General features: G+C 43.1%; 16 protein-coding genes and 1 tRNA gene. 5 read left to right on the forward strand and 12 right to left on the reverse strand.

Going from position 1 to position 26,088, the window contains the following annotated elements; genetic code table 11:
- The 8 genes from ACDZ28_RS31150 to ACDZ28_RS31185 all read right to left on the reverse strand — a co-directional run bounded on the left by ACDZ28_RS31150 (position 1) and on the right by ACDZ28_RS31185 (position 10,537).
- Positions 1 to 1,821, reverse strand: coding sequence for a sensor histidine kinase (locus tag ACDZ28_RS31150; protein WP_375103602.1), 1,821 nt, complete (start codon positions 1,819 to 1,821; stop codon positions 1 to 3).
- Between the two features lie 116 nt (positions 1,822 to 1,937).
- Positions 1,938 to 2,750, reverse strand: coding sequence for a carbohydrate ABC transporter permease (locus ACDZ28_RS31155; protein WP_375103603.1), 813 nt, complete (start codon positions 2,748 to 2,750; stop codon positions 1,938 to 1,940).
- A 13-nt stretch (positions 2,751 to 2,763) separates the two neighbouring features.
- Entirely contained in the window at positions 2,764 to 3,687 is a 924-nt protein-coding gene (locus ACDZ28_RS31160; protein ID WP_375103604.1) for a carbohydrate ABC transporter permease, read from the reverse strand.
- 89 nt (positions 3,688 to 3,776) lie between these two features.
- The gene (locus ACDZ28_RS31165; RefSeq protein WP_375103605.1) at positions 3,777 to 5,090 is read right to left on the reverse strand and encodes an ABC transporter substrate-binding protein; all 1,314 of its coding nucleotides are present in this window, start codon (positions 5,088 to 5,090) and stop codon (positions 3,777 to 3,779) included.
- A 262-nt stretch (positions 5,091 to 5,352) separates the two neighbouring features.
- Positions 5,353 to 6,633, reverse strand: coding sequence for a family 16 glycoside hydrolase (locus ACDZ28_RS31170; RefSeq protein ID WP_375103606.1), 1,281 nt, complete (start codon positions 6,631 to 6,633; stop codon positions 5,353 to 5,355).
- 501 nt (positions 6,634 to 7,134) lie between these two features.
- Positions 7,135 to 8,904, reverse strand: a complete 1,770-nt coding sequence (locus tag ACDZ28_RS31175) for a glycoside hydrolase family 2 protein (protein ID WP_375103607.1) — start codon at positions 8,902 to 8,904, stop codon at positions 7,135 to 7,137.
- Positions 8,905 to 9,077: 173 nt separating this feature from the next.
- The gene (locus ACDZ28_RS31180; RefSeq protein ID WP_375103608.1) at positions 9,078 to 10,022 is read right to left on the reverse strand and encodes an ArsR/SmtB family transcription factor; all 945 of its coding nucleotides are present in this window, start codon (positions 10,020 to 10,022) and stop codon (positions 9,078 to 9,080) included.
- A 429-nt stretch (positions 10,023 to 10,451) separates the two neighbouring features.
- Positions 10,452 to 10,537: transfer RNA gene (locus tag ACDZ28_RS31185), tRNA-OTHER, on the reverse strand.
- 232 nt (positions 10,538 to 10,769) lie between these two features.
- Between ACDZ28_RS31185 and ACDZ28_RS31190 the strand changes: the two genes are divergently transcribed.
- The 5 genes from ACDZ28_RS31190 to ACDZ28_RS31210 all read left to right on the forward strand — a co-directional run bounded on the left by ACDZ28_RS31190 (position 10,770) and on the right by ACDZ28_RS31210 (position 19,471).
- Entirely contained in the window at positions 10,770 to 11,561 is a 792-nt protein-coding gene (locus tag ACDZ28_RS31190; RefSeq protein WP_375103609.1) for a ParA family protein, read from the forward strand.
- Positions 11,551 to 12,591, forward strand: coding sequence for a ParB N-terminal domain-containing protein (locus tag ACDZ28_RS31195; RefSeq protein ID WP_375103610.1), 1,041 nt, complete (start codon positions 11,551 to 11,553; stop codon positions 12,589 to 12,591). The genes ACDZ28_RS31190 and ACDZ28_RS31195 overlap by 11 nt, the downstream gene beginning before the upstream one ends.
- Positions 12,591 to 13,019, forward strand: a complete 429-nt coding sequence (locus tag ACDZ28_RS31200) for a DUF6075 family protein (protein ID WP_375103611.1) — start codon at positions 12,591 to 12,593, stop codon at positions 13,017 to 13,019. The genes ACDZ28_RS31195 and ACDZ28_RS31200 overlap by 1 nt, the downstream gene beginning before the upstream one ends.
- A gap of 762 nt (positions 13,020 to 13,781) precedes the next feature.
- Complete coding sequence (locus ACDZ28_RS31205) at positions 13,782 to 14,156, forward strand: TnpV protein (RefSeq protein WP_375103612.1); 375 nt, start codon at positions 13,782 to 13,784, stop codon at positions 14,154 to 14,156.
- 203 nt (positions 14,157 to 14,359) lie between these two features.
- Positions 14,360 to 19,471, forward strand: coding sequence for an N-6 DNA methylase (locus tag ACDZ28_RS31210; RefSeq protein WP_375105447.1), 5,112 nt, complete (start codon positions 14,360 to 14,362; stop codon positions 19,469 to 19,471).
- A gap of 42 nt (positions 19,472 to 19,513) precedes the next feature.
- Here the strand turns inward: ACDZ28_RS31210 and ACDZ28_RS31215 are convergent, their stop codons facing one another.
- The 4 genes from ACDZ28_RS31215 to ACDZ28_RS31230 form a co-directional block, all read right to left on the reverse strand.
- Positions 19,514 to 20,734 carry an IS256 family transposase gene (locus tag ACDZ28_RS31215; RefSeq protein ID WP_076119303.1) on the reverse strand — a complete coding sequence of 407 codons (1,221 nt, stop codon included), beginning with the start codon at positions 20,732 to 20,734 and terminating at the stop codon, positions 19,514 to 19,516.
- Between the two features lie 315 nt (positions 20,735 to 21,049).
- The gene (locus ACDZ28_RS31220) at positions 21,050 to 23,887 is read right to left on the reverse strand and encodes an AAA family ATPase (RefSeq protein ID WP_375103613.1); all 2,838 of its coding nucleotides are present in this window, start codon (positions 23,885 to 23,887) and stop codon (positions 21,050 to 21,052) included.
- A 2-nt stretch (positions 23,888 to 23,889) separates the two neighbouring features.
- Positions 23,890 to 24,465, reverse strand: coding sequence for an ABC-three component system middle component 1 (locus ACDZ28_RS31225; protein ID WP_375103614.1), 576 nt, complete (start codon positions 24,463 to 24,465; stop codon positions 23,890 to 23,892).
- Positions 24,452 to 25,858, reverse strand: a complete 1,407-nt coding sequence (locus tag ACDZ28_RS31230; protein WP_375103615.1) for a hypothetical protein — start codon at positions 25,856 to 25,858, stop codon at positions 24,452 to 24,454. The genes ACDZ28_RS31225 and ACDZ28_RS31230 overlap by 14 nt, the downstream gene beginning before the upstream one ends.
- Positions 25,859 to 26,088: the final 230 nt, after the last annotated feature.

Raw genomic sequence — 26,088 nt, forward strand, 5'->3', positions numbered from 1 at the left:
TCAGCGATTCCCCCTTATGTCATCTGTCATGAGTGGCAGCTTGATCCGTATCGACGTTCCTGTGCCGGGCTCACTGTGCATCTCGATGCCGTACATTTTTCCGCAGATGAGCTTAATCCGTTCATCCACATTCGCCAGTCCTATGCCTCCCGATTTCTCCTCATCCGGCGCTTGCTCGGTCAGCAAACTGCGGGCAAACGCCGGATCCATCCCCTTACCATTATCTGCCACCTCGAACCATACAAGGTTGCCCGGCGCTTTGCTGCAGGATATGCGGATGCTGCCACCGTACTCCATATCCCCAAAGGCATGAATAATTGCGTTCTCGACAATCGGCTGCAAGATCAGCTTGGGCGTCCGCAGATGACGGACTTCATCGTCCATCTCAACTACGGTCTCAATATTGAAATTGAAGCGGAATCTCTGAATGCCCAGATAACACTGTACATGCTCAATTTCCTCTTCCACCGTAACGGTCTCTTCACCCTTGCCCAAACTGATCCTGAGCAGCCGTGATAATAAGCTGACCATCTCTGCCGCGTTGTTGGCTTTCTGAATCAGGGCCGTCCATTTAATAATATCCAGTGTGTTGTAGAGAAAATGCGGGTTAATCTGCGCCTGCAATGCCTTGAGCTCGGCCATCCGTTTCTGGTCCTGCTCCAAATACACCGCTTTCAATAGTTCATCTATCCGCGCAACCATATAGTTGAAATTGTCACCAAGGATATCGAATTCATCGTGCCGGCTTTTGGCTTTGTAGCGGACGCTGAGTTCACCGGACATCACTTGCCGCATCAGACGGATCATTTTAAGAATCGGATTGGTGATGGAATTCGCTAGTACAAGCGCGGCAATAACTGAGAAGAATATACAGAGCAGTCCGACGAAGATAAAAATCTGCAGCAGACGGTTCGAATCCTGGTACAGTGCAGCCTTAGAAATGACATTCACAACTACCCAATCATTGGTGTGAAGCTTCTTGGAATTCACGATCAGGCTGTCGCCGTTGTATGTGAGCGGGAATCTCGTTTCCTCCGGACCGGAATCAACGAGCCTCTCGTAACCCGCCACACCCAGCACCTCTGTCACACTTTTTCCGATCAATCGGCTGTCTGGATACGAGACCAGCATGCCGCGGCCATCCATCACGAAGCTTTGCAGATCCCGGTTGTTGCTCACCGCCTTCGAGATCAGCTCTTTTATTACATCTTCCCGGATATCCAGGACAGCAACAATCCCCAAGGGACTGTCATCGGATATTTTATAGATTTGCTTGGCAACCGAAAAAACATGGGCGCTCTGGGAATTCAGACTGTCCACGTAGGTTCCGTAGCGGGTCGGATACCAGCGGAAATTACTGCCGCCCTCAAGAGTATGCAGGAACGGCTCTACCTCGACTGGGGTGCGCTTGTTCCAGCGGTAGATTCCTTTGATATAGTGCTTCTCTGATACGAACGAAATGGATTGCACGTCCTGATTAATCGCTACAATCGTGGACAGCTTTGTTGTCAGTGACAAACTATCCACATCATAGCTGGCTGGGTCTGTCCGATCAAGGGTCCGCAGCATATTCACAATCTCGTTGTTGTTCAGCACTTGCATCATCATGTCCTTGTAAACACCCAGCCGAGTATCGAGATTGTCGGCGGTCTGGTACAGCAGATGCTCGGAATATTCGGTTACTTTGTGGTTGATCGTTGATTTGGAGATAGAAAATGAAATAATCCCCATGACAACCAGCGGCGTCAAGGAGAAGAGAACGAGGAGCAGCATCCACTTATAGCGCATGCTGCTCTTCATTATTTTGATCCAGGATATCATACGGAGTCGCAAGGGTCTGACAGAACTCTCTGGAGATTTAAGCATGCTATATCCTTTCTCGTGATAGAATCTTGGATCGAACCGGCTGGATCTTGTCCAAGCTTAAGCCTTACTGTTTAACCCTTGACACCGGACATCGCCACGCCCTGAACAATATGCCGTTGGAGCAGAATAAAAACTATGATCGTCGGGATCGCCGCAATCGCACTTGCTGTCATGATCAGATTCAACGACATGTTATTATTCGACAAAAAGGTGGGCAGCCCTGCCGAAAGAATCATATTTTCCTCAGAGGTAATGGCCAGATAAGGCCACAGGAAGTTATTCCAGGAGAGGATAAAGAAGAAAATTCCCACAGAGACCATCGCTGAGCGTGTAAGCGGCAGACAGATGCTCCACCATAACCGGAAGCTCCGACTGCCGTCGATCTGTGCAGCTTCTATGTAATCTTTGGGCACGCCGTCCATGAATTGCTTCAGCAGCAGAATGCCGATCGGGTTGGTCAGCCCCGGTAGGACAATGGCCCAGATATTATCAATCAGCTGCAGATGCAGCGCAGTTTCATAAAGCGGAATGAGTATTGCTTCCGTCGGAATCAGCAGACCTGAAACGATCAGCACATAGAATATTCCCCGTGTCCGAAAAGGCAGCTTAGAGAACGAGAATGCAGCCAGCGAGCTGAGCAGAACGGAAATCACGGTCGTGAGGACACCAATGATCAGACTGTTCCAGGTCCAGCGCAAAATTTGCGAATCCCGGATGACTTTGACATAGTTGTCGGTATTCAGATCTGACCATTTCACCCAATCAGCCAGCGTATATACGTTCACACCATCAGGCTTCAGGGAGGTGAGGAACATCCAAATCAGCGGGAAAATAAACAGCAGCGCAAGCAGAATAGCAGCGATATTTAAAGCGAGCTTTTTCATGAACGTCTTCCTCCTATCCGTCTTTCCGGTCTGTTATTTTGAATTGAACCACGGCGATCAGCAGCATGATGAAGCAGAAGATCATCGACTGCGCTGCGGCCAGGCCGAACATGTCTTTCTTAAACCCTGTTACGTAAATATACCGGATCATGGTATTGGTGGAATCTCCCGGCCCGCCCCCAGTCATAATCTGCACCTGTCCGAACAGCTTGAGGCAGTTGATAATCTGATAAAAGATCTGGATCTTCATCACGCTGGACAACCCCGGCAATGTAATGCTCCAGAATCTTTGCCAGGCATTCGCGCCGTCGATCTTTGCAGCTTCATAATGGTCGGTAGGGATCTCCTGCAGTCCGGCAAGGAACAGCACCATTACAAACCCGACACTCCACCAGTCTGTCGCTATCGTAATTGCCCACCACACGAATCTGTGATCGGTGAGCCAGTTGATATCCGCGTTAATACCCAGTGCATGCAAGACTGCGTTTACCGGGCCATTCTTGGCGTCGAACAGCCGCAGCCAGATGAAACTGACCACAGAGACCGACAGGACATACGGAAGGAAGAACACGGAACGGATTAAGGTCCGCAGCCAAATTCTTTGATTGATAATCAACGCCAGTATTAATCCCAGTACGAGTACGGTAGGCGCGCACAGCAGCACAAAATAGAAAGAGTTCCACAAATACGAATAGAAATCCGAATTCTCAAGGATTTTCTTATAGTTAGCCAAAGCGACATACTTTTGCATCCCCTGAATGCCCCAGACATGCAGGCTCATCCAGGCTCCGCGGATTACAGGCCACAAATAGAACACCGTAAAAGGTATCAAAAACGGGATCAGATACAGGATGGCTTTCAGTTCCTTCAGTATGTGTATAGGCTCTGCCCTGCGTAGAGGCGCAGCCGCCTTATTCTCTCTTAAAGTCCGCTCCATCGGTCATTCTCTCCTTCATTCAAAATGGCGCATTCACCGAAGGACAGCCCCCCGCCTTTCAGGCGGGAGGCACTCCTTATCCGGCAGAGTTAGTTCTCCAGCACTTCATTAATCTGTTTCTCCAGTTTCGCCAATCCGTCTTCCGGAGTCTCGCTGCCGAAAATGATATTCTGCAGCCCTTCGGAAATAGTTGTAATGATTGTCGTATACTTATCCGTCGGAGGAGCAAATTTCACGGTCTTCTGTGCTTCTATGAATTCACTGCGGTAAGGCAGACTCTTGTAAGCATCGCTGGTGGTTACTTTGCTGTTCGCAGGCACATGACCCGCCTGACCCCAGGTTTCTCCGCCCACTTCAGAGAAATACTTCATGAACTTGGCTGCGGCCTCCTGCTTCTCCGAAGTTACATAAGACGGGATTACAAGCGTATGAGAGCTGGCCCAATGCGTCTGGCTGCCGAAGATCGGAGGAAGCGGCATAGCGCCGATATGCAATGATTCATCCCCGAGCAGCAGTCCCGCTTCCCACACACCCCCGAACCAGAACGCGGCTTTGCCGTTGTGGAACGTGTCCCAAGGCGTTTTATCATTGAGATCGGTATATTTGTTGTTGTAGGCGTCCAGATAGAACTTCAGAACATCCAGCGCCTGCGGATTATTGATGCTTGCTTTGGTCATATCCGAATTCAGGATATCTCCGCCGGCTTCATAATACAGATTGAGGAACGGTTCCTGAAAATAGGGGGTATTCACAGCCATTGCCTGCACATCCGGCACTTTTGCCTGAATATCCGCCAGCGTCTTCAAGAAACCTGCCGGTGTCATTTCGCCCAGCTTAGGGGTGCCGTCTTCATTCAGCAGATCCGCCTTCTGCAGAATGTCCTTATTGTAGTAGAACATATGGAAGTGGGTATCCAGCGGGACAGCGTAAGGCTTACCCTCGTAGGACACACTCTGAATGTTTGAATCCGAGATCTCCTTCAAGTCAAATCCGACCTTGGAAGCCAGCTCATCCACAGGCACAATCTGCTGCGCTTTCACAAACGGGGAGATCCGGTCCACGTGGGCAACGGCAACATCCGGGCCTTTGGAGGAAGACAGCGCCGTGCTAAGCTTCGCGTAATACTCATTGGATTCGAGGCGGAGCTGCTTCACTATCACCTCTTTCTGCGAGTCATTGAAGCCCTTGATAATCTGGTCTACGAAATCCCCTTCCCCACCGCCGAACATGTTCCAGAACGAAATTTCTACCGGGCTACCTCCTGCACTCTCCGCTTTAGCCGGTTCGTTCGATGCCTTGACCGCCTCTCCGTTCTCTTTGTTTCCGGATGAGCATCCCGGCAGGACCAGGGCCAGTATCAGCCCGGCCGACACCAAACTTGTGAACTTCTTATTCATCCTCATTTGAACAACCCTCTCGTCAAAAAAGTTTGTGTACGAGAGCCCTCATGTGCTTATGTAAGGGCTTTCTTAACACTTACTCTACAGGGAATTCCGCATATCTTGAACCGACAAACCGCCGCTCCTTGGTGAACAAACGACAGATATTCATAACCCTGGGAACCCAAAAAGGTAGACGATCTTAAGGCAGGTGGAGAATCGAAAGGTGTTGGGAGTGGCTTATTGATTCAAAAAAAGAGCCCCAAAGGGCTCTAAAATTTGCGGATTAGTTCAATATGATATTGTCGAAGCTGACGCTGTTATTAAAGCCGCCGCGTACCCCTATGGTGCCCGAGGTATACACCGCGTCGTTCATATTTATCTTAGGCACAGTCATATCTCCGACGTATACCTTGATGTTCCCGCTGTTCACAACCACTTTCATATGATACCAGGTATTTACCGCAATAGGTGTTGATACAGTCTGCAGAGATGTCCAGTTGTTATTGAAACGTCCAAGCCAAACCTGGCCCGCAGAATCAATACCTGCAGCATACCCTTTCTGCAGATCGGCACCAGTGCCCGGACTGGTCAAATTGAAGATCAGACTGCCTTGTCCGGCATTGTTCAACCGGATGTCGCCTTCCAGCGTATAGTTCATTCTGGAAGGATACGGGGTAAGCACCGATTTATCCGCATTGACCGAATTCAGGTTGTAGGTTCCGCCGTTTACGGCCCATGTTCCCCCATAATGCACCCATCCACTGTCATTCGCGCCAAAATCATTGCTGTACGAGCCGCTGAGTGTGCCGAACCTGACCTGAACATTGTGCCCGCCGACACTCCGCTCCACAGAATCAACCATGGCAATTTCATTTGCACCCGTCTGATACATCGCCGTCCACCACGAATTTCCGAACGCAGGAACATCATTGTCCACCCATGTGCTTCCGTAGTCGTTGCTGAGGGAAAGCACATTGGAGTTGGAGCTGAGCAGCAGACGGCCGTCGGTTAAGGAGAGAAGATAAGGCCCTCCCTGCTGATTGGTCGATACCTGGATTCCGATGCCGCTGGACCAGGTCTTGCCATCCGCGCTTTTCTTGGTGAAAATCCTGCAGTTCTGCGTTCCACAGACCTCAAAGGCGACAATATACTGTCCGTTTGTCATCTTGCTCCAGACCGGCATACCTGGACGTGCCCCGGCGTTAGACGGGTCCCAGGCCACATAAATCTCATTTCCCCAGCTGGTTCCGCCGTTGGTGGAGATTTTCTCGGAGATGATCTGGCTGTAGGAAGGGTTCTCGGTCACATGCTTCTCACTCGCGTACATTACAGCCACCGAGCCGTCATTTAGGAGCTGCATATGCGGCTCATACACACCTTTATCCGGGTTTCCCAGGGAACCGGCGGTGCCATTATTCTCGTCGATTGTACTCAGGAAGCTCCAATTTGAGCCTCCGTTCACACTCTTATACACTCTGAGCTTGTACGATTCCTGCCAGCGGACCGAACGCATCGCCAGAAGAATGTCTCCATTCGCAAGCTGCACGAACTGCCCGTTGTCCAAGTCACGACCGTCCTCCCACAATGTGGATATGAGCGACCAGGTGCGGCAGTTGTCTGTACTGCGGAAGACCTGCAGGCGGGTGCCGCCCCAGGAGACTTTGGTATATCCGTTGTTGTCGTAAATGGCGGCGACCGCCAGCCAGTCCCCATTCGCAAGCTTGATCATCCGCGCATATTCAGCCCCGAAGGTTCCGGGCCTGAGCCCGCGGGCATCGGTACCCGCATCTGTGAAGGTGTTAATATCGGTTATCGTGGACGAAGTACCCCACACTACCGGGCCATTCGCCGCAAATACCGGAATGGCTGTAAGGACCAAAATCAGACACAGGGAAGCAGTCAGCGAGGTGAATAATTTTTTTAACAAGTAAGCCCCTCCTTTAGATCTTCAATTATGAAACCTGATGATTGCACTTTAATGTAAGTGCTTTCATTGAAGATTCTAAACGGCTACTCTCTGTCATAGAACCGATAATTCACCGTTATTTGGGCAACAAAGTTACGATTATTCCGCCACCGATAAATTGATCTTCCGGATCACTTCCAGAGGAATCTTCGGCGTCCGGTCCGCAGTAAGCAGTCCGTTCACTTCCTGCTGGACATCCGCAATTTGCGTATAGCAATATCCGCAAATATACGGCGTGTCCTTGATTGCCTGTGTAATTTTGCGGAATCGCTCGATGAATGCCTCCTCACTGTTTACTTGCTCTCCGTAACCCCAGCCTTTGCCGGAATCAAAAGCAATGCCTCCGAATTCACTTACCATAACCGGCTGGCCGTGGTATTCATAGCCTTGTGCCATCGCGTATTTCCAATTGTTAAACGATGATCCGCCGCCTAGCACGCTGCCGGAGTCAGCATAACGCTCAAGCAAGGCAGCTCCACTCTCCTCATAGTCATGCAAGGTGATAATGTCGCTGATTGTATGCTCCCAGCCGTCATTCACAATGACCGGACGATCAGGATCGATAGCTTTGGTCAGATGATAAATTGCTTCCGTGAATTTCTGCTGCCGCTTATTCGTGTAGACCTGCGGAATACCCCAGGATTCGTTAAAAGGCACCCAGGTGATAATTGAAGGATGATTATACTGCTGGCGGACAATCTCTGTCCATTCCTTCGTGAAGTTCTCCACTGCCTCATCATTAAACTCAAAAGTTGCCGCCATCTCCGACCAGACCAGCAGTCCTTTCACATCGCACCAGTAGAGGAAGCGGGCATCCTCTATCTTCATATGCTTACGTACGCCGTTGTAGCCCATTGCCAGAATCGCGTCGATATCGGCAATCAGCGCCTCTTCTGACGGCGGCGTAAGGTGACTTTCCGGCCAGTAACCCTGATCCAGAATCAATCTTTGATACACCGGTGTATTGTTAAGCAGTACCCGGCCCTGTTCAATGGAAATTTTGCGGAGCCCGAAGTAGGAATATACCCGGTCAATGACCAGATCATCTTTATATAAAATAAACTCCACTTCGTACAGCGTCGGTTCCGCAGGTGACCAGGACTTCAGCTTCCACGGACCATTCGTCTCATGGGTCAGCTCCACATCCAGCTGCAGCCAGGACCGGTCTACATGCAGTGAAACCTGCTTAAATGTCTTCTGCCGCGTGCTGATCACTGTCTCCAGCCGGAGATTATCCTCCGCTAACTCTGCCTGATATTCAAAACGGACCGAACGGTTATCGAGATCCGGTGTGATTTTGACTGCCTTGAGGTAGGAAGACGACACATACTCAACCCACACACTTTGCCAGATTCCCGTTGTCTGCACATAGAAACACTCGAAGTTCTCATCTACCCAACGCTGCTTGCCCCGCGGCTGTGTACAGCTCTGGCTGTCTTCCACTTTGACCACCAGCCGGTTGGACGCGCCCACACCGGTGTTCACATAATCGGTAATATCCAGCGAAAATGCTGCATAACCACCTTGATGCCCTCCGGCAAAGCAACCGTTGACCCATACCTTGGCGGTATAATCCACCGCTTGGAAATTCAGTAATACTCTTTTGCCAGTCAAATCAATAGGAAGCTGCAATTCCCGCTCGTACCATACATAAGGATGAAAGGCGGTCTCGCCGAGCCCGCTGGCCTGCGTCTCATAAGTGAAAGGAACCTGGATCTTCAAATCTCCGTTTAGCTTCTCATTCCATTTCTCTCGTTCACCAACGTTATCATCATCAAACCGGAAATCCCATTCTCCATTTAAGCTCTGCCAGGCGTCACGGACGAACTGCGGCCGCGGATAATCCTTGATATAGTGCTCAGTTGCCATTACACAGCACACGCTCCTTATAAACAATAATTTTGTTTTATTACAATAATTCTGTATTAATTATTGCAGAATCTGCTGAAATGTCAATCGTAGTACAAAAAAAAGAACCTTTGCCTAAGGCATCAGGTTCTTCACATGTTCATCACTTTGCTGTCAGCATCAGTTACTCCTGATTACTGTACGGTATAAAAAATCTTCATCACCATATCCTGCTCGTAATCGCCGAACTTTTTGCCGAACAGATTCATTCCGCCCTTGAATACCGCATTCTCCTTCACACCCAGCCGCAGATCCACATGGTTCTGCTCCGGAAGCTTCAGCTGGCTCAAATTGACGGTTGATATCTCTTTGTGGTCAATGGTACTGCGGGTGTTGTCTACACTCCAGGTCTTGAGCGAGCCGAACTGCGTTCCTGTATCGATCCACCAGGAAGGATTCAATTTTCCGCGTCTGCCGCCGAAATCACCGGGCGACGTCCAGGTGCCAACCTCCACATTGTTAATCCACAGTGTAATATCTGAAGGCCAGTCATTCTCATAATTCGGCGCTTCGGAACAGATCTCCATCGAGAACTGAATCAGGCGGATGACAGCTCCCTGTGGAATTTCCAGCGGATAGCGGTACTCGAGATAGCCTTTGCGCAGCCAGAGCAGCTGAGCATGAACCCTGTCAGGATGGAAGAATCCCGCCGGCGAGTCCTCCACAATAATCGGCCCTGTCTCACTAACCATGCCGCAGGTTGGTGCTGCCTCACAAGCCGTAAAGTTGCCGATCGGCATCTCAATTTCGTAGCAATAATCGCCTTGATCCGCCTGCGCACGGCGTTCCGGTGCATTAATGGTAATCTTGATATCATCATAGATACGGCTGCAGACCTTCATGGCTCCGCGCGAAGCAGGCAGCAGCTCCGTCTCAATCAGCTTCGCCTGTTCCAGCACCTTCACATTCGAGGCGGCAGTGGATACCGGTATCTCCAGCGTTTCAGCCAGCTCCACTACATTCATTCTCCGGTTGTTCAACAACTCCAGCATTTTCAATCTAAGCTCCGTAGACAGCGCATGCGTCACTTTCACCAGCTCATCAGGATGTTCCATGGATAATTCCAGAATATCAATCACTCGCTTTGCTATCTATTTGATCTATACTTTTAATTTCCCTTTTTTTCAATGATGTAACTGCTGTGAATATTGGGACTTCCGGAAGCTGTAATCACCATGTTTCTTGGTTTGCCCCACATTTCGAGGTGGAAATCCCATGACTGCAACATTCATGCCTATTCAGCATGAACCCAAGAGGCTCACTTCGCTGTTTAGCATGAGCTCTGAGAAAAGAACGTAATCCTTGCTATATTAACAAGAACAAGAACAGGTAATAATATCATTCGCTAATGCGGTTTCATATTCCTCTCCCTATACATCTCCCAGCAAAACAACTTGAGTCCTTTGTCCTCAAATTCTATTCCTAAACACACAGAACATTAGCTTAAAATAGAAGCTTTCCTTTAGGAAAAACAAAAAAACCTTGATTTCTCAAGGTTTTCACTGTGATGCCGAGGACGGGGGTCGAACCCGTACGGTACTCACGTACCGCAGGATTTTAAGTCCTAGAATTCATTCGGACTTTAACCCCCTGCAGTGGAATATAAGGGAACCTACAATCCGCAAAAAACCTTGTAGAATCAAGGATTTTTACGGTTTTTCGTGTTTCCCTTAGAGCCACAAGGGTTTCCGGCAACAAGCAACAAGAAGAGCAAATTTAGCCTTTGGAGAGAACTGCGAAAGAACTCGGAGAGAAAAATGAGAGAACCAGCCCGCTCCCTACCATTGACAATATGTTCGGAGCAAACCTCCGGGGAGGTTTTTACAATGACACAAACAACCGTTATCACCATTGCCAATCAGAAAGGTGGCACAGGCAAGACTACCACCGCCTATAATCTGGCGTGCGCCTTATCCCATGAAGATAAGAAAGTGCTGCTGGTTGATTTCGACCCACAAGGCAATCTGAGCATGTGCTTTGGAATTGAAAATCCAGATCAGCTTAAGTTTTCAATGTTCAATATTATGAATGCCCTCATGAGCGACGAACCACTGCCGGATCCTAAAGAATACATTCATAATCATGGCAATATAGACATTATCCCCAGCAACATTGAACTATCCGTTGCTGAGATTAATTTAAGAGATGAAATGGGTGGAGAAAAAACTCTCACCACATTGCTGGAATCCATGAAGCAAAGGTATGACTATATCATTATAGACACAAACCCCTCTCTTGGTCTACTAACTATAAACGCCCTTGCGGCCAGTGACAGTGTGTTAATTCCGGTAAACCCTCAACTGTGGTCAGCAACAGGCCTAACTCAGCTTCTAAAAATTATCATTAAGGTAAAGAAACGAATTAATCCGGGGATTAGCATAGCGGGTATTTTAATGACCATGTGTGATACCCGAACCAATTTGTATAAAGAGGCCTTTCGGTTGGTAAAAGCTTATTACCAGGAAACCGTCCGCATCTTTGATATTCAAATCCCTCTCTCCGTCAAAGTCGGAGAGGCGAATTTCTATAGTCAAAGCATTATTGAATTCAATCCTAAGTCGAAGGTAGCCACAGCTTATTGCAGTTTAGCGAAGGAGCTGATGCAAGGTGAGCAATAAGCGACCTACGCCTAAGCTTTCAAGCATTGATGAGCTTTTACTTTTGTCTGAAGGGCCAAATTTCACAACATCATCCCCTGAAAATTCAGGAGTCACTTCTCTTCTACTCTCCAGCCTTATTCCCTTTCATAAACATCCATTCAAGCTCTATGAGGGCAAAAAACTGGATTACCTAATCGAAAGCGTCTTGGAGAACGGTGTCCTAATTCCTGTTATAGTCCGTCCAATGGAACAAGATTCCTATGAAATTCTTTCTGGGCATAATCGCGTCAATGCCGCTAAAGCCGCGGGACTACTGTCTATCCCTTCCATTGTTAAAGAACAATTGACGGAAGCAGAAGCAGTAATTATCGTGGTGGACACCAATTTTCATCAACGTTCAATTCAGGATATGTTGCCCAGTGAACTAGCTCGTGCTCTGAAGATGCAGCTTGAAGCTTGCAAAGAAGCTAAGCAAAAACAGAGTAAAATAACTCAGCTTGAAAACGGCGAGATCCCTTATAACACCGAGGATTCTGAGTCCACTGTCCCAGTGGGACAGCGAACTTGGAGTGTGGATGAAGTTTCCGAGAAAAACGATATGAGCCCAACTAATATCAAACGATATCTGCGCTTGAACCACCTTCTACCTGAACTCATGGAAAGAGTCGATCAAGGTGAAATCAAGCTTCGCCCGGCCGTCGATCTCTCTTACCTAAAATCGGAAGAACAACAAACCGTGGAATCATTAATACATGGACAGGGTTTCAAAGTAGATATGAAAAAATCCGAACTGCTTCGAGCAAAATCAGAAAACCGCAATTTTACTGAGCAAACCGCATCAGCAATCCTTTCCGGTGAGTCTAGCCGGAAGCCAAAGAGTAAGGTTCCTGTTCCATTCAAGCTGAAGCATAAAGTATATGCCAAATTTTTCTCTCCTGAGAGTAAAGCTGCAGAAGTTGAGGAAATCATCGATAAAGCTTTAACCCTATATTTTTCACTCCAGTCAGAGCCTGAACAACATCCCTTAATTGAAGAGGAGGAAATTTAATGATATTCAAAGATCTGGCCCATGAACAGTTTTATGAAGGAAATGTCATTCGCGCTGAACGTCAACATGATCCTTACCGAACCGCTCTGTTTTATCTGCTCGGCCTTACGGAAGATACTCGCCGTCACATTAACGATCTTTATGATTTTAAAGAAAACAGCATTCGGCTAGAGGGCTTAAACAACGGCTGGCAGACAGGAACAACGGCCCGTCTTTCCCGTCTCGCATTTAACCTCTATTCGGGCTATACGGGAGAACATGAAGAAGAGACACACTCTTTCAGCCCTTATTATCTGTTCGATAATGGACTCATGCCATATTTCTTTGAAGGGATCAAGCTTCGTTATCCAGCCTATGCTGTGGATATCAAACGAGATTGGCTTCCCTTTGTGCCTGACAAAGATATCTATGATGAGCTGGAACAGTAAGAAGCACATTTCATCCATTGGAAGGGAGGATAACCATCATGGCTCGTGTTACAACACTAAGAGCCATCTATCAGTCGGCTGTATCACAAATTTCGCAGTCACCACAAGACTGGATGGATTATTTAAAATTCGCTTCTGGTATTTATAAGTACTCTTTTGATAATGCTCTTCTCATATACACGCAGAATCCAGAGGCTACCATGTTGGCCTCCCTTCCTCTTTGGAACAAACTGGGCCGGTACATCAAACGAGGAGAAAAAGCCATTGGTGTCAGTAACTTTCAGGAGAACAGGCCTCATATAGACTATTTATTCGATGTCTCTCAAACTCATGGGAGAGTCCCTCCTCAACCCTGGAGTTTACAGGGGCTAGATTTGGTTGAACTCGCTCACAGACTATCCTCCAATGAAACAAATGATCTAGGGTTATGTATTACACAGCTGGTTAATCAGCATATATCATCTTTTGACTTATATCAGGATATAGAGCTGGATATGGTAAATCATCCTTTTGCCACATTTCCTATTTCCGGCGTGCAAGAACAAATGCAGGAATTGATTGCCGCCAGCAGCATCTACTTCATTCATTCTCGGTGTAGGCTTCCAGAGCCAGATTCAACTCCGGTGTTCGATACTATAAACGACTGGAACAATGTACCGCTAATGTCCCGACTGGGCGGCATTCTAACTGAGATTTCCAAAGAGATTTTGCTCGATATCGGTAGGCATATCAAATTAATGCAACAAGAAAGGATGGTTAATTATGAACAAAGAGAATTTGAATCTCAACTACAGTCAGCAGACAGACGGACTTTTGTATCCTCTGATACAGATCTCCAGTCAGGCGGAGGCCGACCAACAGCCATTAGGCAAATACGGAAGGATGAGCTTAAACTATCTCAGGAATCATCATCCCCATCGATTAATGAGCCTGAAGATGCAGGGCAATCTGATGGAGAAAATGCACCAAATCGACCAAGAAGCGAACAAGAGGATGCAACAACTGACGGACCAGTTACTCCGGCTTCAGCCGATACCTCAGACCGAAGATACTCTGGAGCGGACACGTCACTTGAACCAGATCAAATCAACCGCAGAGGAACTGGTACTGAACGAAATCGTCTTGAGACCGAGATAATTGCCCCTTCCAATACATTGTCCTTAGAACCGCAAACTAGCGGTTCTTTTTTATTGCCTGAAAAATCTGAAGATATCATTTTATCGGAACAAGAAATGTTAGAATACTTGCTCCGCAGCGGTATGGGTTCAATGCAAGGAAAACAAGTCATCTATTCTTACGTAGTCGAACACTCAGTTACAAAGGCTCATGACCTCATTCCGATGCTTAAAAATCGATATGGGACTGGTGGAGCCAGAGGAGATTTTGGCAATGGCTTAACCGGATATACTCACTCTGGAAAAGGAATTGAACTACTATGGTCTGACAGTGCAGGTGCCCATGAGGTCCTTATCAACTGGAGAACGATAGCCACTACCCTCCTGCAGCTCATTCAAAATGGAAGCTATGACGGTAGCCTATCTGTCTTCCCTCCGCAAGAAGAGGAATGGACATTATTTGATTACGTTCAGCAGGCGGAAGACAATAAGAGTCAGGCCGGTACTCTTGGAGCTCCTATACAACGTGAGCCTATAGAAATTGAATCCGCCGAGAATCAGGAATTCCAAGAAGAGACTGAAAGTACTCTTTCTGTTACTCAAGAACCTCTTGAACACCCTGCTTTCACACCTCAAAACTTCCATTATAATACGGAAGTATCCCTTTATCCTTCCGGAGCTAAAAGCAAATACAAACGAAATATAGAAGCAATCCGTCTTCTGAAACTGCTTGAATCTGAACGTCGTGTTCCCTCGCCTGACGAGCAAAGGATATTAGCTGGTTATGTGGGCTGGGGCGGACTAGCAAATGCCTTTAATGAGAATGCAAAAGATTGGGAGTATGAAGCTGCGGAGTTAAAACATTTGCTGGATGAGAGAGAATATGCTGAAGCACTGAACTCCACGATTACAGCCTATTACACAGAGCCGGAGTTAATTCGTTACATCTATCAAGCACTCGAGCGCTTTGGCCTAAATGACGGAGAACACCGTAAAATCCTTGATCCTGCTATGGGTACCGGAAACTTCTTCTCTGTACTTCCTGACACCTTACAGCAAGCAAAGATTTTTGGCGTTGAACTGGATGGAATCACCGGTAGGATGGCCAAGCAATTATACCCCTCCGCACAAATCCATGTTCAAGGTTTTGAGACAACCAACTTTACTCCAAGCAGTTTTGATGCTGTTATAGGCAATATCCCTTTCAATAACATCCAAGTCTTCGATCATCGCTTTAAAGAGAGCTACTTGATCCATGATTACTTTTTCATAAAATCAATGGAATTGGTGAAGCCGGGCGGGATCATAGCCTTTATCACCAGTAAAGGTACATTCGATAAACAAGACTCTTCGATCCGAAAAGAGTTAGCAGAACAAGCTGATCTCATTGGTGCTATTCGCTTACCGAACACTGCTTTCAAAGCAGTTGCCGGTACTGAAGTAACTACCGACATGGTATTCCTGCAGAAACTGGATCAGCCCCGACAGCTGGACACTGAACAATTTCCAGATTGGATTTCGGTCTCCCGCACATCCGATGGCATTCCAATCAATACTTATTTTGTTCATCATCCCGAAATGGTGCTCGGAGATATGAACTGGGATCGTAGCATGTATGGTTCAGAACGAACTACTGCTTGCTTTCCAAAACCTGCCCAGAATCTATATGCCGAATTAAGCGTCGCCCTTCATTCTTTAAAAGCTCAATTTTCAGCCTTACCCGATGACATTCAAATTGAGGACTTAGAAGATAGACAGGAACAAGCGCAACCAGCCGATGCAGGAACCAAGAATTTCACTTACGTGATCAAGGATAATCAGATCTATTTCTGCGAGAATGAATATTTGCTTTTCCAAGACATCAAGGGCAAAAAAGCAGAACGCATTAAAGGATTATGCGACATTCGAGATGCCCTCAAAACAGTGATTGACATTCAGTCCCGAGAATATGGTTATGACATCTCTGAACTCCAACAGGGACAGCATCGACTAAATGAGGTCTACGATCAATTTGTCAAAAGACACGGGCCCATTAATGATCGAGCCAATACTGCCGCTTTTTCAGATGATGATCAGCTCCCACTACTACGCTCCATTGAGGATATGACACCCGAGAAGAATTGGGTAAAAGCTCAGGTGTTCACTAAACCCACGATTCGTCCGAATCGCATGCCGGTACATGCTGATTCAGCTTTACAAGCTCTTCAAATCTGCCTGAATCAGAAGCTCAAAGTAGATCTATCCTATATGTCGAGATTATATGGCAAATCAACAGAAGAGATCTTAGATGAACTTGGAGACCGGCTGTTCCTTAATCCCCAGAAATATGTTGGCAATCAAGACGAAGGCTGGGAACTGGATGAAGAATACTTATCCGGAAATGTAAAAGACAAATTAGCCTATGCCAAGCTGAAAACATCGGAATATCCCGAGTTGTTTGAGCGTAATGTAACCGCCCTGAGTGCTGTGCAACCTGCTCCACTATTACCGGGTGATATTGATTTTCGGATTGGAAGTCCGTGGATTCCAATCAAGTATTACCGTGATTTCATGTATGAGACATTTGGAACGGCAGGATATCATCAATCTGCTGGAAATATCAATGTTGAGTACATGGAATATGCGAACTCCTGGCGCGTCTCCGGCAAATCATTGGAACGGGAATCAATAAAAGTAAACCGCACTTTTGGTACATCGCGGGTAAATGCATACGACATTTATGAAGGCAGTTTGAACCTGCAGAGTATTACTGTTCGTGATCCGGTAACCTACTTCGACCAGAATGGAAATGAACAAATCAAATATGTGGTGAACGCCAAGGAAACGATGATTGCCCGCGCCAAGCAGCAGCAAATCAAAGAAGCCTTTTCATCTTGGCTGTTCAAGGACAAAGACCGGGCAGATATATTACTGGGTATCTATAATGAGAAGTTTAATACTCTCCGTCCACGTACTTATGATGGCAGCCATCTTGTGTTTCAGTGTATGAGTGAAGAAGTGGAGCTCCGGCAACACCAGCAAGACGTTGCAGCAAGAATTATATACTCAGGGACCGCCCTTATGGCTCATGAGGTGGGAGCCGGTAAGACCGCTGCTATGATTGCTTCAGGCATGTATTTAAAGCAGATGGGAGCCATTCAAAAGCCACTTTATTGTGTTCCCAACCACTTAACTGAACAATGGGCCAATGAGTTTATGCGCTTCTTCCCTGCTGCCAACATCCTGGTAACCACAAAAAAGGATTTCAGTATGCAGAACCGAAATCGCTTTGTCTCTAAAATCGCCATGGGTGATTACGACGCAATTATCATCGGCCACAGCCAATTCGAAAAGATCCCTATATCTCATGAGCGTCAGGAACAATTACTGCAAAATGAAATCAATGGAGTTACCCAGATGATTGATCAGGTCAAAAGGGAAAAGGGTGACAACTGGACGATTAAACAGATGGTCATTTTCCAAAATCAACTTAAGCATCGATTGGAGCGTTTGGTCAATGAGGATAAAAAAGATAACTTGCTCTACTTTGAACAGCTTGGCGTTGATATGTTATTTGTTGATGAAGCGCATGCCTACAAGAAATGTTTTACTTTTACCAAAATGCGCAATGTGGCCGGTATAGGTAAAACAAGTAGTCAGCGTGCCATGGATATGCTCTTAAAATGTCAATACATCCAGGAAATAAATCAAGGCAGAGGTGTGGTATTCGCTACAGGGACACCGATAAGCAATAGCATGTCTGAGATGTATGTGATGCAGCGTTATTTGCAGCCAATGGTTTTAAAGCGACTCGGTTTGGACTTTTTCGATAATTGGGCAGCCACCTTTGGAGAAGTTGTCTCCTCGCTCGAGATGACACCTGAAGGCAGTGGGTATCGCATGAAGTCCCGGTTTGCCAAATTTCATAATCTCCCGGAACTCATGAACATATTTCGCACCGTTGCTGATATTCAAACTGCCGAAATGCTCAAGCTTCCGGTTCCCGAATTGAAAGATGGGAAGCCGGAGATTGTCGTCACTGAATGCTCTCCCTTTCAAAAAATGATGATGGACAGCTTTGTCAAACGTGCTGAGAAAATCCGTAACAATGATGTGCTGGCTACCGAAGACAATATGCTGAAATTAACGAATGAAGCCAAGCTCATGTCCATTGATCCCCGTCTGGTAAACCCTGAGGCTCCGGTTGAATCTGATTCCAAGTTAAGTCGATGTATCAGCAACGTTTTTGATATTTGGGAACAATCCAGATCTGATCGACTTACTCAAGTCATTTTCTCTGATAGTGGCACACCCAAGCCAGGATACTTCAATGTCTACGATGAAACCAAAACACAACTAATCAATAAAGGCATTCCTGAACAAGAGATTGCATTTATCCATGATGCTAAAACGGATATACAACGCGAGGAGTTATTTGAACAGGTTCGCCGCGGAGAAGTACGCATCTTGCTCGGTTCGACACAGAAGATGGGAACTGGCACAAATGTTCAGGATCAGCTTGTTGCCGCCCATCATCTTGATTGTCCCTGGAGACCAGCAGACATAACTCAGCGTGATGGACGTATCCTGCGGCAAGGCAATAAAAACGAAACGATCCAGATTTTTCGCTATGTGACTAAGGGGACATTTGACAGTTACCTATGGCAGATTCAAGAGCAGAAGCTCCGATATATTTCACAAGTAATGACTGGCAAAAGCATTTCCCGTTCCTGTGAAGATGCAGATGAAACGGTATTGTCCGCTGCTGAGGTGAAGGCTATCGCTACAGCTAATCCTCTACTTGCAGAAAAAATGCAGGTAGATAATGAGGTGATACGATTAAAGTTGCTCAAGGCCAATTGGAACAATGAACATGTAATTATGGAACGGCAAATCTCCCAGCATTATCCTCGAGAAATACAAGCTTGCGAACAACGAATTGCCCGTCTGCAAGCTGATGTAGAATTGGCTGAAAAAACACGAAGTAACGAATTTTCTATTGAGCTTGAGGGGAAAATCTATAATGAAAAATCAGAGGCTGGAGAGTTGCTCCTTCTTCTTTTGAAGTTAAATGAAGCCAATTCTGGGGAGGTAGTTCGTGTGGGCCGCTACCGCGGTTTTGAGCTTCATTTAGGTCGCTCTGCTTTTAACAAAGTCTCTATACAGGTTAAAGGCGCCGAGACATATTCTATTGATTTAGGGGAGTCGGGACATGGGAATATAACACGTCTGGAGAATGTATTTGTAAAAATTCTTGAGAACCTTCACTCTACTAAGCATAGGTTAACGGATATTCAAACACAGTTAGCTGAAGTCAAGAACGAAGTTAAAAAAGGGTCTGTCAATAATTTTGTGTAAACTCTTTTAAGCACAGATTCCCCCGAGGGGGAAGTCGCGAATTTAACGCAAGTGTTGACCGACCCGATCGGGGAAAAAGACCGACAGCTGGAGCAGCATTTGCCCCCAGTTTTGGACACGTCCTGTCCATTTCCGAGTGACGTCGACGGTGGCCAGATAGAGCATTTTTAGTAGCGCCTCATCTGTGGGAAAGATGCTTTTTCCCTTCGTCACTTTACGAAGCTGACGGTGGTAACTCTCAATCATATTGGTGGTGTAAATCAGTTTGCGGATCTCAGGCGGGTACTTGAAAAAGGTAGCGAGTTCGTCCCAATTGGTCCGCCAGGAACGGATAATGAGGGGATATTTCGCTCCCCAAACTTCCTCGAAACGGTCGAGTTCAAGCAAGGCACCTTCCTCGGTAGCTGCCTTGTAAATAGGCTTTAAGTCGGCTGTTACCTTCTTAATATCCTTGTACGACACGTACCGTGTGGAGCTGCGGATTTGGTGAATAATACACTTCTGGATTTCCGTTTGAGGATAGCAGGCGGCAATCGCTTGAGAGAATCCGGACAGGTTATCCACGCAGATAATGAGAATGTCCTGAACCCCGCGATTCTTCAGTTCATTCAGCACACTCAGCCAGAACTTGGAGGACTCATTCTCACCAATCCACATCCCCAGCACGTCTTTGTTTCCGTCCAGATCAATGCCAATGACCATGTAGGCAGCCTTATTGATAATGGCCCCATCTTGCTTGACTTTGAAGTGGATCGCATCCAAATAGACGACGGCATAGACCCCTTGCAGAGGCCGGTTCTGCCATTCTTTAATGAGAGGCACAATCTTGTTCGTGACATTGGAAATGAGCGTTGGAGATACCTCAATACCATACATCTGCCCTAAATGGTCCTGAATTTCTCGGGTGCTAATCCCTTTCGCATACAGCGCAATAATTTGTTCTTCGATGCCCGTTACATTCGACTGATGCTTCTTGACGACCAAGGGCTCAAACTCGCCCAACCGATCCCGAGGAATAGCGATTTCCTGCTCACCATACTCACTGACTACGGTTTTACGGCTCTTTCCGTTACGGCTGTTTGGCGTGAGCTTCGCTTTCACCTCATGCTTTCCATAGCCCAAATGAGTATCCATTTCGGCTTCCAGCATCTCCTGAATCGTCTCCGCAAACAGCTCTTTTAGAGCATTCTGCGCATCCTGTGCGCTTACCAAATTGTTTTCCTTAATAAATTCCCGTAACTGCTGTTTTGTCCAAAGTCCCATGTGTTCTCCCCAACCTTTCTCTTACTTCCATTTTAATGGGTTTGAGAGTTTACACAATATATTTTACAGACTCTTAAAAAATCATTTGAATTTGAACAAACCTTACAAAAAACTATAACTCGTCAAGTAGAACTTGTTTCTCAATTAGAGTTTCGAGAATTATTAACTCAAGAAACTATTCTTAGTTCACCTTGTAAACAGAGTCTCAACCCAGATCCTTATAACGAATCAATTAACATTGAAAATGATTTGCTCTCTCCATAAAAAAAAGGCCGTTCATTAGAACAGACCTTTAAATTAACCAATAGTTTAAAACTATTCAAAAACTGGTCCCGTCTCATTGTAGTCTAAAAACCGATAAGATTGAGTATTTAAGAATCTTAATTTCTTTGATAGTAATCTATAAATTTTCTCATCGTGAGTACTCATTACTATCTGTTTGTTTAATGTTGATGTTGTTTCTTCTGACGAAATACTTCTTAAAATATCAATAAAGGCTAAAATATTGATATCATCCATACTTTGAACAGGATCGTCTAAAAGTATAGTGCTTAATCGTGTACATTGTTGTCTTAATGCAAGAGCGAAAAAAATGCTAATAGCAACTACGTTCATTTGGGCTGTACTAAATGTAAACGCTGGGTTTATTTCACAACTACTTTGATCTTCCTTAAAGCATTTTATCTGTAACACATTATTGCCACTGTTATTTGTGCCTAATTCCAATTTAATATTAGTAAAATAAGGATGAGGATAAATGCGTTTGTATATATTATTTATAAGATGTTCGTTTTCTTTTAATGTTGTACCATTCATTTCCTCAATAACTTTATCTGCTGCATCATTAATGTCTTCGAGTCGTTTTAATACTTTCGCATGTTCATCAACTTCTTTTTCCAGATTGCCCTTCAGTATTTTGAGTCTTTTTAACTCTTCATAATCTTTGTTATTGTTTACCAATTGAACTATTTGCTGAAGTTTCTTAACAATCATATGAAGTTCTATTTTCTTATGTTCATTTTCTTTTATAAGTGAAGAAAGAGAATTTATCTCTAAAACCAATTCTGAATCTATATCTGCTATATTCAATGACCCAAGCTTATCCTCAAACCCTTTTACGTATTCATCTAAATTAATTATTCTCTTTCTAATATCTTCTGAATTAGTCTCTTGAATATTAGCATTTGCAAAAACTTCATTATTAATCTTGAGTTTTATATTAATTTCTTGTAATAACTCATTACCTTCTGTAGAGAACCCTACCTTTCCAATCATATCAATATAATTAGAGTTCTGTTGTCGATTTATTTCTAATTGCTGTTCTAACATTCTGTATTCACTAAGAATGTTACTTTGAGAAATCTTATGCTCTGATAAATTTGCATTAAGTTTAGTAAGAATTTCAACTAATCTTATCTTTGATTCATTATATGATGAAATAAATTCTTCGAGATTACTCTGTACTTCCCTATCAATATCTAAAATTCTTTTTTTCAAACCTTCAGATATGTAAATATTACTCTTAATCTCATCGCTTTCTTCAGCTAGAGTGCTATCGATGTTTCGAATCAACACATCAAAATCAAACCCTGTACCACAAACTGGGCAGTCTACTTCGTTTGTATGATTATGTTCATTAGCAGTCACAATGTGATCTCTTGATGTTTTTAGTATATCTCTATATTTTTTATCAATTTTCATTATTGATTCATTTTTTTGATCTAAACGTTCAAGCTCCTTTTCTAAATTGTTTTTTTCAAATTGTCTATTCTCAACCCGAGAAATTTTTACGTTAATTTGGTTATGTAGTGCAAAAATGATTTCATTGGTTTCATATACACTTTTTTTCAAAAAATCATCTGCGGATACTATGTTTAGAATCTCTAAACTCTCTCTTAACGTGTTCTTTAAAAGTGATAGTTTATCTATAACTTCTATTTTTTGATGTATTATTGAATCAATACTTCCAAATTGAGTACTCAAACGATTAGAGAATGATTCAATCTCCTGGATACATTCTGATACTTTATTTAGGCTATTGGATTTTTGGAGTTTTTTATTTTCTAACTCTCTTTGGCTATCAGAATAATTTCTGTACATTTCAAAATTATTAATTAGATAATTTAAATTTTGTATTTCAATAATAACTGGAATAGCATTACGCAATTTTTCCGCATCACTTTTTGTGCTTAAATATATTTCTTTTCTTGAGTTAATATCTTCAAGACCTTTGATTCTATTTGTTAGATCACTTAATTGTAAATTAATACTTGCTAGATAAAAAGAATTTTGTTTAACAACACTATTTATAAAATTTATGGTTTCTTCATTGAATAAACTATCTCCTTTAAAGTTTCCTATTTGCTCATTTCCAGTTATGTTACGCGATTTTGACAATAGATCGTCAATGAAATCATTTATATTACTAAACCCTTCAACGTTAAAATTCTGTTGAACGTTTACTCTGTCATTTAATACTGCTAAGGAAGGAGTTATTTTTACTATTCTTTCATTGATAAACTTGATCTTATCATTTATTTCTTTTTTTATATTAGTAATTTGTTCATTATATTTTTGAAATCTACTTGTCCCTAAAAGAGAGGAAATTTGACTGTACCTATCCGGACCTTTTAATCCCTGTACAAAGTATTTCAACTTATCTTGCGTAAGTATATGGAATTGTGAGAATATATTTTGAAACTCTAATTTCCCTTTCCAATCATCATGTATTAGGAGATCATTTAATTTATTTGTTGCAGCTTGATCATAAAGAACACCAGAGTCTGTTCCATAAAGTATGATTTTAGATTTATTTAATCCATAATCAGTATTTTTGTATTCAAAATTCATTGCTTCTCTAACTAACACGTACCTTTTATCAGCATCTAAAAGTTCCAGTGTGACTTTAGCAGGCATTTCATACGGCTGATAATTTATAAAGTGATTTTTACTTTTCTCCTCATTAGGCTCTTCAAAGCGGAAAAGTTTTCCCGTAAATCCCCACTCAACTGCATCAAAAAAAGAAGTTTTCCCAAAACCATTTGAACCTGATAAGATCGTGAAATCCGAACCTTTAGTCATATCAAATATTTTCGGTTCTCTATATCCTCTAAAATGGTCAACTACTACTTTAGTTAATCTAACTTCCTTCATAATTAATCCCCTTTAAGCTGATCAACCAGCTCATTTTTATGGAGTACTAAATCAGATAATATTCTATCCGATATAATATTTTTGTTAAAAGTAACCTTCTCTCTTAATTGTTGAAAAAACTGATCATCTGTTATTAAGGCATTTAATTTTTCCAACTGATAAAAATTTGAAGTTAATGGCAATTTAAAATTAAAATTTTCTATCAGTTCTTTTTGATCTTTTGCCTTTATCACATATTTTTTACAACAAAAGCGATCCTTTTCAATAAAATGATATTCATCAATAGTTAAATCATCCTCACGAATATAAATCAGCAAATAATAGATATCCCACCGAATATCGTTTCTAGAAAAAAGTTCATTTTGTAAATAAAGAGCTATGTCATGATCTTGAACCAGCTCCCAATTTTTAAACATCTCATATTTATTATCAAAAATTTTGCAAGCAAATATATATTTTTCTCTGTTTGGATCTATATATAAACAATCAATATATTTACATCTGGGATCAATAATCTTTTCCATATCGAATTTAAGAAAAAAATCATCAACAAATGAATAAATACTAAATTGATCCAACACGATCCCCACCCAACACTTTATTCAATTGATCTATGAGTTCTTCAATTGTATTTTTGGTTTGAAAATTAAAAGCATGCTCGCAATGGTAAATGAAGTCATACTTGGTTTTCAAATTATTAAATTCTTCTTTTCCTTCTGCTGTTTCAAGATCCACTTCAGTGATTTGTGTAATAATATGATCAAAGTCAATCAGCGCAGAACGATTCTCACGGAAACAATTATCCGCAGCAACATTTCCTATTATTACTTTTTCCACTCTACTTATGTCTACATCAGGTTCATTAAAATAACGCAATAACCTTAATATTACTACGTTATACTCGCTTCTTTCTGCTGTATGTAGATAAGCCAAATTAGTATTACCATCTAGATTTATGGACTGTCCCTTATTATCTATCAATTTAATTTCTGGATAAATGAATGAGATAAGACTTAAGTTAATGACTATATTTTTTATAAGTTCTTTATTATCAATAAATTTAATTTCTTGAGGATCCTGAAACAAAGTAAGGAAAGGAACTTTAATATTACAAATCACTTTTTTGAAATTTTCTTCTCCCAAGTTTTTTATTTGAGTAAGAATTAACTCAACTCTGTGAATAAGTTGCTCCTTTATATTTATAGACCTAATTCCATCTATACTCTTGATCTCTTCAAAAAGAACCATTAAAAATTGTGTAAATGATAAATCCTTGGATTTAATTAATGCTTCGACTTCAGAAATAGAAACTACCTTATTAATTGAAAAAAACTTCTCGACAATATAATTGTATTTATCTATAAATACGTTTAAGTCAGTTGAAGTTACCTTTTCAATTTTCAAGCTTTTTAATATCTCTATTAATCTAGGTTTAATAGTTTCCAGTTCTAATTCTTTGAATGATTCATAATCAGATATCACATCAGTAATCCAACGATCTAATTTCGCTTCATGTTCGATTTCAGAAGCAAAGTTATCCAGTAATTGAATCGCTGGACCAGTGAAATCAATTGAGGTTGCAAAATAATAAGTAAACTGATCAATATCAGTGATGAGTGTATTATCTAAATGATAATGCAGTGAAAATTTAATAATTTCTTTCGCAACTTGAGGTTTGTCAACTCTATCACCAAATCTTTTACATTGAATAATACCTGTATATTTATTATTCAATTGTAAAGTACAATCTCTTCCTTTTTCCCCAACCCCAGGCATTAGTGTAATTCTATTATGCCTGGTTTTATATAGCGGAGAATTTTGAATTTCCTCTTTGAAAATATAGTAAACAATAATTTCAAATTGCCTATCATCAAGTTTTTCAAAAGGATATCCATCTTCAGAATTATATGCTTTTGGTTTTCCACATAAACTTAGTTCAACCGTCATCTCATTTTCTGTAATTGGCTGCATATCTACACTCCAGACGTTATTCTTAAATAGTATTATTGGATATGTTCCCTATATTTCTTTTCGCAAATAACTTTCACTTTTTAATCATAATTCTAGTAGTCTATCGCCGAGTTCGCATTACTCCAATATTATTTTAATGAAGTTCATTTTATAGAATTATTTAAATGCCATGAGCCATTTTTTATACTTCCAGTATTGATTTTACCAATTTTTTCAACAGCTCAGTTAGG

This window comes from Paenibacillus sp. RS8, assembly GCF_041956825.1.
In the GTDB taxonomy this organism is placed as follows: domain Bacteria; phylum Bacillota; class Bacilli; order Paenibacillales; family Paenibacillaceae; genus Paenibacillus_AQ.

What these genes read in the sequence shown, in the direction of transcription:
- ACDZ28_RS31150 (WP_375103602.1), bottom strand. Translation starts at nt 1,821, where the DNA reads ATGATATCCTGGATCAAAATAATGAAGAGCAGCATGCGCTATAAGTGG.
- ACDZ28_RS31155 (WP_375103603.1), bottom strand. Translation starts at nt 2,750, where the DNA reads ATGAAAAAGCTCGCTTTAAATATCGCTGCTATTCTGCTTGCGCTGCTG.
- ACDZ28_RS31160 (WP_375103604.1), bottom strand. Translation starts at nt 3,687, where the DNA reads ATGGAGCGGACTTTAAGAGAGAATAAGGCGGCTGCGCCTCTACGCAGG.
- ACDZ28_RS31165 (WP_375103605.1), bottom strand. Translation starts at nt 5,090, where the DNA reads ATGAGGATGAATAAGAAGTTCACAAGTTTGGTGTCGGCCGGGCTGATA.
- ACDZ28_RS31175 (WP_375103607.1), bottom strand. Translation starts at nt 8,904, where the DNA reads ATGGCAACTGAGCACTATATCAAGGATTATCCGCGGCCGCAGTTCGTC.
- ACDZ28_RS31190 (WP_375103609.1), top strand. Translation starts at nt 10,770, where the DNA reads ATGACACAAACAACCGTTATCACCATTGCCAATCAGAAAGGTGGCACA.
- ACDZ28_RS31200 (WP_375103611.1), top strand. Translation starts at nt 12,591, where the DNA reads ATGATATTCAAAGATCTGGCCCATGAACAGTTTTATGAAGGAAATGTC.
- ACDZ28_RS31205 (WP_375103612.1), top strand. Translation starts at nt 13,782, where the DNA reads ATGAACAAAGAGAATTTGAATCTCAACTACAGTCAGCAGACAGACGGA.
- ACDZ28_RS31210 (WP_375105447.1), top strand. Translation starts at nt 14,360, where the DNA reads ATGCTTAAAAATCGATATGGGACTGGTGGAGCCAGAGGAGATTTTGGC.
- ACDZ28_RS31215 (WP_076119303.1), bottom strand. Translation starts at nt 20,734, where the DNA reads ATGGGACTTTGGACAAAACAGCAGTTACGGGAATTTATTAAGGAAAAC.
- ACDZ28_RS31220 (WP_375103613.1), bottom strand. Translation starts at nt 23,887, where the DNA reads ATGAAGGAAGTTAGATTAACTAAAGTAGTAGTTGACCATTTTAGAGGA.
- ACDZ28_RS31230 (WP_375103615.1), bottom strand. Translation starts at nt 25,858, where the DNA reads ATGCAGCCAATTACAGAAAATGAGATGACGGTTGAACTAAGTTTATGT.